The following is a 1,076-nucleotide window of genomic DNA, read 5'->3' as shown; positions in this document are numbered from 1 at the left end:
ATAGGAAATTCGTCTCTCCAGAAAGGAGGTGTTCCAGCCGCACCTTCCGGTACGGCTACCTTGTTACGACTTAGCCCCAATTACCAGTTTCGCCCTAGGCCGCTCCTTACGGTCACGGACTTTAGGCGCCCCCGGCTTTCATGGCTTGACGGGCGGTGTGTACAAGGCCCGGGAACGTATTCACCGCGCCATGGCTGATGCGCGATTACTAGCGAATCCAGCTTCGTGGGGTCGGGTTGCAGACCCCAGTCCGAACTGAGACAGGCTTTAAGGATTAGATGCGCTTTGCAGAACACCATCTCTCTGTACCTGCCATTGTAACACGTGTGTAGCCCCGGACGTAAGGGCCGTGCTGATTTGACGTCATCCCCACCTTCCTCACACCTTACGGTGGCAGTGTCCCCAGAGTGCCCAGCTTAACCTGATGGCAACTAAGGAGAGGGGTTGCGCTCGTTATGGCACTTAAGCCGACACCTCACGGCACGAGCTGACGACAACCATGCAGCACCTTCACAGAGACCCCGAAGGGCGTCATTGTCTCCAAATCCTTCCTCTGCAATTCAAGCCCGGGTAAGGTTCCTCGCGTATCATCGAATTAAACCACATGTTCCTCCGCTTGTGCGGGCCCCCGTCAATTCCTTTGAGTTTCACCGTTGCCGGCGTACTCCCCAGGTGGGATGCTTAATGCTTTCGCTTGGCCGCTGACCTATTCAGACCAACAGCGGGCATCCATCGTTTACCGTGCGGACTACCAGGGTATCTAATCCTGTTCGATACCCGCACTTTCGAGCTTCAGCGTCAGTTGCGCTCCAGTGAGCTGCCTTCGCAATCGGAGTTCTTCGTGATATCTAAGCATTTCACCGCTACACCACGAATTCCGCCCACTTTGTGCGTACTCAAGGAAACCAGTTCGCGCTGCAGTGCAGATGTTGAGCATCTACATTTCACAACACGCTTAATCTCCGGCCTACGCTCCCTTTAAACCCAATAAATCCGGATAACGCCCGGACCTTCCGTATTACCGCGGCTGCTGGCACGGAATTAGCCGGTCCTTATTCATAAGGTACATGCAAAAA

The 1,076-nt window shown here is 54.6% G+C and carries 1 rRNA gene; it reads right to left on the bottom strand.

The window, feature by feature from the left end:
- Positions 1-21: 21 nt before the first annotated feature.
- Positions 22-1,076: ribosomal RNA gene (locus CFT61_RS16315) — 16S ribosomal RNA — on the bottom strand; the annotation flags it as partial.

Origin of the sequence: Segatella copri, from assembly GCF_002224675.1 — a bacterium.
GTDB lineage: Bacteria > Bacteroidota > Bacteroidia > Bacteroidales > Bacteroidaceae > Prevotella > Prevotella copri_U.
Note: the sequence above shows the minus strand (reverse complement) of the source record. Positions and strands in the feature narration are given on the sequence as shown.